This window comes from Syntrophobacterales bacterium, assembly GCA_019429105.1.
Taxonomy (GTDB): Bacteria; Desulfobacterota; Syntrophia; order Syntrophales; family UBA5619; genus DYTH01.
Genome location: JAHYJE010000061.1, coordinates 1 through 9297, shown reverse-complemented (window position 1 = coordinate 9297; position 9297 = coordinate 1). Strand labels below are relative to the sequence as shown.

The window sequence follows — 9297 nt, the reverse complement described above, 5'->3', positions numbered from 1 at the left end:
GTACCAGAATGCCGACGGGCAATTGATATTCAGATACGATAATGCCCGCCATAAACCGGAATTGGCATTCAGCGATCATAAACACCTGTCTGACGGCTCGATTGTGCAATCCGCCATGCCGAATATAACCGATATTGTGGATGCGGTGATCAAATGTCTATAAGAAGAAGGCACCCCCGGCAAAACGCTAAATTTAAAGACCTGACCCCCAAAAAAAACCAAAAAAGGAGAAAATAATATGCGAGTTGAAGCGATAGTAAAAAAGGACGGCTGGTTCATACCCAACCCGGGTTTTGCTGTTGGTAAACAAAAGCATATTCTTCTTGATGTAACCCCCGTTGCCACAGAAGATATTCCTGGTGATGCGTTTTTGCAGGCAGCCGGTATGCTGAAGAAAACCAAAATAGACGGAGTTAATTTTCAGAAAAAGCTGCGAAAAGAATGGGACGGGCGATAGTGTACCTGATAGACACCAATATCATCGTATATTACCTTAAAGGCGAGCTTTGCATAACTCCGATTTCCTCCTGACCCATTTATCGACAACCTCCTTCTCCTTCGGGTTGTTTCCGACGATGAAACCGACCACAATTTTTCGATTGAATGATCTCTAAAAACCACCTTAAAAAACTCACGAAAAATGACAATTTTAAGACCCCCAAGACTTGTGAGGAGAGATCATGCTGATCGAATATGACAGATAATATAGCAATCAAGCGTCCCGGCAATGGATTGTCACCCACGACCTACTGGACGATTCTGGGAGGGACGGCGCCGAAAGATTATGACACGGATGAAATGATTACGGAACAATCGCACATAAGTTAATTGGGAGTATGACTATGGAATTTTACACGATTGTGTTGAAAAAAAATGAATCTTATTGGGTTGCTTTATGTCTGGAGAATGGTTGCGTGGGGCAAGGGCATTCAAGGAAAACGGCAATATCAAACCTCAAGGATGCCGTTGATTCTATTGCGGAAGCCAGAAAGGCCGACGCTGATATTTATGCCGAACCATTGTCCATCAAGGAATTGCACGAGTTTCTGACTGTAGAAGCGCCCTTGCCTGTTTCCAGGCCATTGGAGATGAGAACATTATATGCCTAAGAATATTCCCGCTTTGAAAGTAAAGCAGCTCATAAGGTTGCTGGAATCCCGCGGGTGTAGTTTCTACAGAGAAGGCAAAGGTGATCATAAGCTATATGTGCGCTATGTCGAAGGGAGAAAAAGGGTTACCCCGATTGATATGGGCCAAAAGGAGTTTTCACCGCCTTATGTTTTGAGAATATTACGTCAGTTTGGTTTCTCGGATGAAGAAATTGAAGGGTTGCTGAAGTAGATACATTGACAAATTGGGAAGGCAAGCACAGAAAAAATTATGATACTGATGAAATGATTGACGAATGATAAGACGAGGATAAATCAATGAAAATATCAGGGCATGAAAAAATTCACATCTATAATGCAAGGCTTCAATCGTTGTATGGGGATGTCATCCGTTGGCTAAAAGAAGCCGATATTCCGTGTATGCACCTATTTGAAGATCACGCGCTTGCGGAAGAGCATATCGGTCATTATGTTGCAAAAAAAATGATCATAAAGCAAGATGGCGAAACATTAGCACAGTTTATCCCTGTCGGCATTTTAATAATCGGCGCGGAGGGCCGTGTTGATCTTGTTGGAAAGAGCGGCAAGGAAATATTGGTATATTTTTCCGAAGGCGGCCCGGAAATGATAACAGGTATGTCTGTGGGTGATAATATGATCGCAGAAAATGCCGTTAAAATATATGGTCAAAAAAGAGAGGGCTGGCATTGGATAGACGACCGCATTACCGGTAAGCAGCCTGAATTTACAAGAGATATTTTTCTGGCCCTTTTGGAGCGGATCAATTGAGCATGCAGGAAATTGACTCTATCTATACATTCTATCTCTTCATTAAGGACTCCATTAGAGTGACTGGGCGCATTTTTGATCGGCAACTGTCCGGTATTCAGAAAAGAACAATGTTTGAAAGCATGCCCTACGACGAGTTCACGAAGTCTCATGCAATTGCCTTATCGGAGCTTGACAATTTAGTTGTCTTGTCTCTTTTTGCCGCCTTCGAGCGGTCGCTGCGGAATGACCTTTCTGATAAGCTTGATGTTCTGAAAACGATATGCCCCAAAAATCTTGGGAATGGGATTTATAATTTGACCAACGCTGAAATTGAAAGGTGGCGGATAGAAGAAATTTTTTCACTTTTTGACTTCATGGTTGTGAGAGATAACATTGATAGGCTAAAAGAGGTGCTGAAATATAGAAATTGGATTGCCCATGGCAAAAATCAAAATAAAAAACCGCCCGCAAGGATCGATCCCAAAATGGCCTATGAAGCTATCAACTACTTTATGAACAGCATGACAAATACGATTGAAAGAAAATAGGCTGACCAAAATGGCAAAAAAGCCGGGGGCAATTATATTTATGTCAATTCTGAGGCAATCTGGCCTCAAAAAGGTGGATTTTGAGTAGGCGCAAGACCCCCATTTATCCTCATGTCCCCCTATTTCCCCCGGCCGCGGCCACGTCAAACGCATCAAGGACGTGGTACACGCAAAACGCTAAAATGCAAGACCCCCGAGAATTACAAAAGGAGGTTAAAAAGTGAAAAGTGAAGGTATGAATGTTTATCTTGATACAAGCGCTTTGAATAGAATTTTTGACGATCAATCGCAACCCCGGATTTTTCTGGAAGCGTCAGCTATGCTTTTAGTATTTGGTCTGATAGATAAGCGTATTATTTCGATTGTTTCATCAGAGGTGTTGATATACGAAAATTCACGAAGCCCTTATGCAGAACGGCAACTATTCGTTACTTCGGTCTTGCATAAAGCCCGCGTGATCCAGGCGTTAAATGATAGATTGGCAAAAAGGGCCCAAGAGATAGAAGCCTTGGGAATTAAGGGTCTTGATGCTCTGCATTTGGCCTGCGCAGAAAGACTAAAGGCTGACTATTTTGTCACGTGTGATGATAGAATTATACGAAAGTACACTGGAACGGTTGCAGTGGTAAATCCGGTGGAATTAACCATGACCATGTTAAAACAGGAGGCGGACAATGCTGACAGCTAAAAAATTAATGGTTCCGTCCAGCGAAGAGGTCAGAAGCGAAGCGGTTCAGACACTCATTAAACGTATGGGCATTACCAAAGCGGCCATTTTCATCAGGGAGAACATGGCGCAGAAAATGGATTACCTGAAAGTAAAAGATGAACTTTTTGCGGGGAAATCGGCGGCTAATTTGTACGAGGAAATTAAAAAATAAGATGGGGTCAGGTCTCGCCATCCTCGGCGCCTCCTACCGCGAGGACGTGGGCGACAAAAACATAAAGGGACGCTGTTAACTTATTAACTTATTCCTTGACGGGGGGCTGGAAATAAGGTTACGGGAGTCCATGCCTAGAGGATCACGCATAGATGCCGTTGGCGCCGTACACCATATTATGGTTCGCGGGATTGAACGCAGGAAGATATTCGACGGGGATGCCGATCGGGATCACTTTCTTCACCGGATGGGTGAGATTCTTCTGGATACAGGAACCACTTGCTTTGCCTGGTCCCTGATGCCCAATCACTTTCATCTGCTTTTGCGTACCGGGAACGTTCCCGTCTCGACCGTTATGAGACGCCTGTTGACGGGATACGCTGTCTGGTTTAACCGCAGCCGACGCCGCTACGGACACCTGTTTCAGAACCGTTATAAATCCATTCTCTGCCAGGAAGATTCCTACCTTCTGGAACTCGTGCGCTATATTCATCTTAATCCGCTGCGGGCTGGATTGGTTAAGAGCATTCAAGCATTGGACGTCTATCCCTATTCAGGTCACGGCGCCCTGATGGGCGGATTGAGAAAATCCTGGCAGGAAACAGACGAAATCCTCAAACTATTTGGCAGCAACCCGGCTTTAGCCCGCCGGACGTATCAGCAGTTTGTGGAACAGGGGATCGAGCAGGGGCGAAGAAATGACCTCATCGGCGGTGGTTTGATCCGGAGCGCAGGCGGATGGGAAGGTTTGAAGCACAAGAGAGAGGAAGGGCAATACCAGCGCAGTGATGAACGGATACTGGGCGATAGTGATTTTGTAAGCGCGGTTTTGGACAAATCCAAAGAGAGCCTGACAAAGCGTCAAAAGCTGAAGTCCAAAGGAATGGATGTGGATAAAATCGCCACCCGCGTATCCAAATTAATGGGGGTTCCGGTTGATGATGTCTGGGCGGCCGGCAAACAGCAGCACATCGTGAATGCCCGGAGTCTTTTATGCTATTGGGCGGTTCGAGAACTGGGTGTTTCCATGTCCAGTTTAAGCCGGAGGCTGGGGGTATCCCTTCCTGCCATCAGTAAATCCGTTGTCCGCGGCAAGCAGATTACAGAAGATCATGCGTTCATATTGATCTGAAGTTAATAAGTTAACAGCGTCCCTCTGTCCCTCCCTCTTTGTCTATAATAGGAACCAGAACTTAACGGAGGCGGCCATGCAAAGGATAGTGATTCACGTAAAAGATGACGCAAAATTAAATGCGCTGATGAGCGTATTGAATGAAATTAATTTCATTGAAGTTGACAGAGAAGAAAAAGGCGCTTCGGGACTATCCAGACATGGCGATTTGAGGAAGTTGTTTGGTATATGGAAAAATCGCGATGTCTCACTTGCGGATATCAGGCAAAAAGCATGGCGGTAATGCCCCTATGATTCTATGTGACACGAATATCATCATTGAAGCTCTGAAAAATAATCCAGTTGTCATTCGAACGATAGAGAAAATCGGTCTGGAGCGGATAGCCGTCAGCGTTGTCACCGTAATGGAGCTTTATTATGGTGCGTTGCACAAAGCCGAACTAAAGAAGATCAAACGTCATCTGTCGTCAATTCGAATACTTCAAATAGACGAAGCAATCTCCGTTGCGGCATCAGAACTCATTGAACGATACGCAAAAAGCCACGGGCTACAGATACCAGATGCCTTAATTGCCGCAACTTCAATAAACCATGGTCTCAAGCTTTACACTGGAAATAAGAAAGATTTCATATATATCGAAAATGTCAGTTTGTGGGCGATCTAAATCCCCAGCCAACGTGAAACGTCACACTTCATCCCTAATTCCGGACTCCTAACGCTTATGAAACGTGCACATCACGATCTAAAAGTTTGGCAGGAAGCAATGGCGCTTGTAAAGATGATATACGAAAATTCATCATGCTTCCCGGAATCCAAAAATTTCGGCCTTAAAAGTCAGATCAGAAGAGCTGCAGTTTCCATCCCAAGCAGATTGCCGAAGACAAAGCGTTCATATTGTCATGAAGTTAATAAGTTAACAGCGTCCCTCTGTTTCTCGCAGCTTTCGAACTTTAGTTCGCTAATTATTTCATGCAAGAGTTGAGCTCTAAATTAAAGGCTGCTTATTGGGACGTGGATGTCTCCGCGGAACAAATCCGCCGGCTGCTTGCGGGAGATATAGATCATGCAGCCGGCATTGACCGGATTCATCTCTACCGCCGGCTGCTGATGACCTATGACTGGTACACGCTGCTGGCGCTGATTCCCCCGGAACATCTCCAGGAGGCCCTGAGCGATGCCGTTCTGGAGCTTCTGTATCCCGCGAGCCTCAAGGAACGTTATCTTTATGCGCGAAACGTATTATTCGGATAAGCTCTACCCGTTCATGGACATGGTACTGGCGCTGATTGGCCAGACATCCGCGGCGTTTTATCTCACCGGCGGCACGGCGCTCAGTCGGCATTACCTTCAACACCGCTATTCGGACGACCTCGATCTATTCGTAAACCGGGCGGACGATTTCCGCCGGCAGGTCACGGAGGCGCTGGAAGCTCTGCGTCGCGGCGGAATCGCATTCGAGCCGGGGATCGCCGCGGACGATTTTGTGCGTGTGCTGGCCCGCCGCGACGAGACGCCGCTCAAGATCGATTTTGTCAATGATATAGCGTTTCACTACGGCGATCTTCAGGAAGCGGCATTTTATCCCCGGATGGATCACTGGCGGAACATTTTGTCGAACAAACTCTGCGCACTGTCCCGCGGAGAGCCGAAGGACATCGCCGACATTCTCTTCATTGCCGGACGCTTTACCTTTTCCTGGCCCGAGGTTTTCAGCGAGGCCCGGCAGAAGGACCTCTGGGTCGATCCCATTGAGATATCAAGAATTATTGAAGAATTTCCCGTTGAGCTGCTGGATGGCATAAAATGGGTGGAGACGTTCGATATAAAAGCCTTCGCCGTTTCTCTGCGGGAGCTTCATCTTGATATATTGCATGGCCGGAACAATTCGTTGCTTTCAGCTTCCGGAAAAGAGATCTTTGCACGACTCTGAGTTCCCACCCCCGCGGCCATGGTTATCTCGTAGAATTCAGACGGGTTTTCCTCCGCCCGGTAGGGTGTTTGCCCCATCTTTTTTCCCTCTTCCTGGAGCGCTCCTGTAATCCAGAGGGCGGAGCTGTAGAAACGCTAAAATTCAAGACCTGACCCCCAAACTTTATATAGATGTATAGTCGAAAGATTCATGGAAACGTAAATTTGTTTCGTCTATAAACGAAAGCATGGAAAACTTTAGAATCGATACAGATACGATTTTGAACTATATCAGCTATATCGAGGCGAGTCTGCTTATCGACAAGGCGCCGAGGTATGACATTAAAGGAAAGAAACTCCTGGAGTTTTTTGACAAGGTTTTCCTGAACGATATCGGGCTTCGTCATGGATTGATCGGGTACAGGGAGAGGGATATCAACGGACTTCTGGAGAACATCGTTTTCAAGGAGTTACAGGCCCGGGGGTATAAGGTGGCAATTGGTGTCATCGATCAAACGGAGATCGGCTTTATCGCCGAGAAACAAAACGAAAAGAAATACATACAGGTATGCTACAGCCTGGGAAGCGAGGCGGCTGTTGAAAGGGAATTCGGCAACCTGGAGAAGATCAATGACAATTATGAAAAGATGGTCATCTCCATGGACAGATTCTTCCCACCCGAGAGAAACGGCATCATTCACCGATATGTAATCGACTTTTTACTGGAATAAAACTCTCCCCGATTATCCTCTATTCCCTCCTTCAAGGTTGGCAGGGTGGGGGTGACAACAGGAGGTTTCCCATGATGCTTGAAACACCGCAATACGCAAAAGCTTTTCTCAATCTCATCCTGGCCCGCCTACCGGATTCTGCCTCGCTTTTCGAACGAATTGGCCGGCAGTTAACGAAAGAGGCTGAATAAATTATCGATGACGGAGGTCACCCCCCGCAAAAACGCTAAATTTCGAGACCTGACCCCCAAACTTTTCGATTGAAAGCGAGACCTGCAAGATCGTAGAGAACTCGTACCGGGCAACGATCCTCGCCTTCCTCGACGAGTGGAGCCTCTTCGCCGAGCGCAACGGCGTCGATCTGATCAAGGTGATCCAGGCGATCAAGGTGCGCCCCACGCACTCGAACATGATCTTCCCCGGGCCGGGGGTCGGGGGCTACTGCCTGCCGAAGGACGGGGGCCTCGGCGTCTGGTCGTACAACACGCTGATGGGCTTCGAAGACGACATCTTCAAGATGACGCCGCTTGCGATCGACATCAACGACACGCGCTCCCTCCACGTCGCCGAGCTTGTCCGGGACGCCCTGCGCAACATGGGCAAGATCGTCGCTGCCTCGAAGGTGGTGGTGCTGGGCGCCTCGTACCGTGAGGACGTCGGCGACACCCGCTACAGCGGCTCCGAGGCGCTTGTCCGCAAGCTTGCCGAAATGGGTGCGGAGATCGGCGTCCATGACCTGTACGTCAAGCGCTGGTGGGAGCTGGAGAAGCAGGATAGCTACCCCGCGCCGGGCCATTCCTGGGCGCGTTTCTTCCGCAACCAGGAGAGTCTCTCCGATCTCCGGATCGAGCAGGACGTCGCGGGCGCCCTCAAGGGGGCCGACGCGGTGGTCTTCGCCGTGCGGCATGACGCCTACATGAAGCTCGCCCCGGACGACGTCATCGGGATGACCGGCCGCCCCGCCGCCGTCATCGACTGCTTCGGCATCCTCGACGACGCCGCGATCCGCCGCTATTTCGAGCTCGGCTGCGAGGTCAAGGGCCTCGGCCGCGGCCATGTCAAACGCATCAAGGAAAAAGATGGCCAGGCATGTCTTGGGGATTTCTGAAGTCCAATTGGACATCCTGATCACAACCGGCCAGATTGAGGAGGTCGAAAGCAATGACGAAAAGGTATCGAAGTGAGGCGTTCGCCGCGATCCATGAAACCATGGATGCGCTGCACGAGGTCGGCGCGATCGACAAGCAGACGATGCGCGAGTTCGATGAGGCTTGTCTGACCACGGTGCGCGTGCTCAGCCCCGAGGAAATCAAGACCATACGCCTGCGCGAGCGCATCTCCCAGCCGGTATTTGCGCGCTATCTGAATGTCTCGAAAAACCTCGTTTCGGATTGGGAGCGGGGCGTCAAGAAACCTGGCGGTCCGGCCTTACGGCTGCTGACGGTAGTCGGCGAAAAGGGACTGAAGGCGATTGCGTAAAACAGAAAAAATCGGGAGATTCTTTGGCTTTTAACATGGCTCAGTCCTCAGCACTTGTTTTTACGAAAACGCTAAATTTCAAGACCTGACCCCCGAACTTGAAGGAGATAACATGCCAAAAATTATATTGAAAACGGACATGCCTGATAAAGCCTCTAAAGTTTTGCTCGAGGCTTTGGAGACGGAATCATTCCGCCTTCAATACAGCATGGAGCTTGCAAAAAAGCGGCTGTCGAAATTTGAAAAAAAATATCAAACCTCTTCGGATAAACTTCTCAATGACTTGTGCGCTGAAGACCTGGAAGGCAAGGATTTGGAGTATGTCGAATGGGCAGGCGAGTATAAGCTCTCTTTGCGCTTGAAGGATCGGCTGGATGCGTTAAGGAGCATCGAGCATGTCGCTTCGTGATTACCTCGATTCTTTTCACCAGGCTGTAGAGAAAATAGACGACTACGGCTTTGCCGAATCCATAGAAATCAAGGAAGAGATAAGGGCGGCGAAGCAGGCTGCAATCCATGCAGAAATTCATCTTGTCGATGGATCGGTTTTACATGTCAAGGTATATGCCGATGCCAAATACAGAATAGAAATAATTAGTTATGCATACAAGTACCAGAATGCCGACGGGCAATTGATATTCAGATACGATAATGCCCGCCATAAACCGGAATTGGCATTCAGCGATCATAAACACCTGTCTGACGGCTCGATTGTGCAATCCGCCATGCCGAATATA

At 48.1% G+C, this 9297-nt stretch carries 17 protein-coding genes and 1 pseudogene; all 18 read left to right on the top strand.

Features of this window, described 5'->3' with window-relative positions; genetic code table 11:
• Positions 1-238: 238 nt before the first annotated feature.
• Entirely contained in the window at positions 239-457 is a 219-nt protein-coding gene (locus tag K0B01_13955; protein ID MBW6487243.1) for a hypothetical protein, read from the top strand.
• Positions 458-842: 385 nt separating this feature from the next.
• Positions 843-1109, top strand: a complete 267-nt coding sequence (locus K0B01_13950; GenBank protein ID MBW6487242.1) for a hypothetical protein — start codon at positions 843-845, stop codon at positions 1107-1109.
• On the top strand, positions 1102-1341 hold the full coding sequence (locus K0B01_13945; GenBank protein ID MBW6487241.1) for a type II toxin-antitoxin system HicA family toxin: 240 nt from the start codon (positions 1102-1104) through the stop codon (positions 1339-1341). The genes K0B01_13950 and K0B01_13945 overlap by 8 nt, the downstream gene beginning before the upstream one ends.
• 86 nt (positions 1342-1427) lie before the next feature.
• Positions 1428-1898 (top strand): hypothetical protein, encoded by a 471-nt coding sequence (locus tag K0B01_13940; protein ID MBW6487240.1) that lies wholly within the window; start codon positions 1428-1430, stop codon positions 1896-1898.
• Positions 1899-1900: 2 nt separating this feature from the next.
• Positions 1901-2428, top strand: coding sequence for a hypothetical protein (locus K0B01_13935; GenBank protein ID MBW6487239.1), 528 nt, complete (start codon positions 1901-1903; stop codon positions 2426-2428).
• A 220-nt stretch (positions 2429-2648) separates the two neighbouring features.
• Complete coding sequence (locus tag K0B01_13930) at positions 2649-3116, top strand: PIN domain-containing protein (GenBank protein MBW6487238.1); 468 nt, start codon at positions 2649-2651, stop codon at positions 3114-3116.
• Positions 3103-3309, top strand: a complete 207-nt coding sequence (locus K0B01_13925) for a hypothetical protein (protein ID MBW6487237.1) — start codon at positions 3103-3105, stop codon at positions 3307-3309. The genes K0B01_13930 and K0B01_13925 overlap by 14 nt, the downstream gene beginning before the upstream one ends.
• Before the next feature lie 130 nt (positions 3310-3439).
• Complete coding sequence (locus tag K0B01_13920) at positions 3440-4441, top strand: transposase (GenBank protein MBW6487236.1); 1002 nt, start codon at positions 3440-3442, stop codon at positions 4439-4441.
• 76 nt (positions 4442-4517) lie between these two features.
• Positions 4518-4724: a hypothetical protein gene (locus tag K0B01_13915; GenBank protein MBW6487235.1), complete on the top strand. Its 207-nt coding sequence runs from the start codon at positions 4518-4520 to the stop codon at positions 4722-4724.
• Positions 4684-5106: a type II toxin-antitoxin system VapC family toxin gene (locus K0B01_13910; GenBank protein MBW6487234.1), complete on the top strand. Its 423-nt coding sequence runs from the start codon at positions 4684-4686 to the stop codon at positions 5104-5106. Before K0B01_13915 ends, K0B01_13910 begins: the two co-directional genes overlap by 41 nt.
• A 57-nt stretch (positions 5107-5163) precedes the next feature.
• Positions 5164-5424 carry a four helix bundle protein gene (locus K0B01_13905; GenBank protein MBW6487233.1) on the top strand — a complete coding sequence of 87 codons (261 nt, stop codon included), beginning with the start codon at positions 5164-5166 and terminating at the stop codon, positions 5422-5424.
• Entirely contained in the window at positions 5421-5693 is a 273-nt protein-coding gene (locus tag K0B01_13900; protein MBW6487232.1) for a hypothetical protein, read from the top strand. The genes K0B01_13905 and K0B01_13900 overlap by 4 nt, the downstream gene beginning before the upstream one ends.
• Complete coding sequence (locus K0B01_13895; GenBank protein MBW6487231.1) at positions 5668-6372, top strand: nucleotidyl transferase AbiEii/AbiGii toxin family protein; 705 nt, start codon at positions 5668-5670, stop codon at positions 6370-6372. Before K0B01_13900 ends, K0B01_13895 begins: the two co-directional genes overlap by 26 nt.
• A gap of 226 nt (positions 6373-6598) precedes the next feature.
• Positions 6599-7081 (top strand): hypothetical protein, encoded by a 483-nt coding sequence (locus K0B01_13890; protein MBW6487230.1) that lies wholly within the window; start codon positions 6599-6601, stop codon positions 7079-7081.
• A 259-nt stretch (positions 7082-7340) separates the two neighbouring features.
• Positions 7341-8189: pseudogene (locus tag K0B01_13885) on the top strand (GDP-mannose dehydrogenase).
• Positions 8190-8290: 101 nt separating this feature from the next.
• Complete coding sequence (locus K0B01_13880; GenBank protein MBW6487229.1) at positions 8291-8560, top strand: DNA-binding transcriptional regulator; 270 nt, start codon at positions 8291-8293, stop codon at positions 8558-8560.
• Between the two features lie 112 nt (positions 8561-8672).
• Complete coding sequence (locus K0B01_13875; protein MBW6487228.1) at positions 8673-8969, top strand: hypothetical protein; 297 nt, start codon at positions 8673-8675, stop codon at positions 8967-8969.
• Positions 8956-9297, top strand: a 342-nt coding sequence (locus tag K0B01_13870) for a hypothetical protein (GenBank protein ID MBW6487227.1), incomplete at its 3' end; no start/stop codon positions are given. The genes K0B01_13875 and K0B01_13870, both read left to right, overlap by 14 nt.